The sequence below is a fragment of the Phytobacter sp. RSE-02 genome (assembly GCF_040578655.1).
GTDB lineage: Bacteria > Pseudomonadota > Gammaproteobacteria > Enterobacterales > Enterobacteriaceae > Phytobacter > Phytobacter diazotrophicus.
The window spans coordinates 1-585 of the sequence record NZ_JBEULY010000048.1; the positions used below are offsets into that span (position 1 = coordinate 1).

The following is a 585-nucleotide window of genomic DNA, read 5'->3' on the forward strand; positions in this document are numbered from 1 at the left end:
CTCTACCTGACCACCTGTGTCGGTTTGGGGTACGATTTGATGTTACCTGATGCTTAGAGGCTTTTCCTGGAAGCAGGGCATTTGTTACTTCATCACCGTAGTGACTCGTCATCACACCTCAGCCTTGGTTATCCGGATTTGCCTGGATAACCAGCCTACATGCTTAAACCGGGACAACCGTCGCCCGGCTAACATAGCCTTCTCCGTCCCCCCTTCGCAGTAACACCAAGTACAGGAATATTAACCTGTTTCCCATCGACTACGCCTTTCGGCCTCGCCTTAGGGGTCGACTCACCCTGCCCCGATTAACGTTGGACAGGAACCCTTGGTCTTCCGGCGAGCGGGCTTTTCACCCGCTTTATCGTTACTTATGTCAGCATTCGCACTTCTGATACCTCCAGCATGCCTCACAGCACACCTTCGCAGGCTTACAGAACGCTCCCCTACCCAACAACACTTAGTGTCGCTGCCGCAGCTTCGGTGCATGGTTTAGCCCCGTTACATCTTCCGCGCAGGCCGACTCGACCAGTGAGCTATTACGCTTTCTTTAAATGATGGCTGCTTCTAAGCCAACATCCTGGCTGT

General features: G+C 53.2%; 1 rRNA gene. It reads right to left on the reverse strand.

Annotated features, from left to right (window positions below):
• Positions 1–585 (reverse strand): 23S ribosomal RNA (locus tag ABU190_RS27295); the annotation flags it as partial.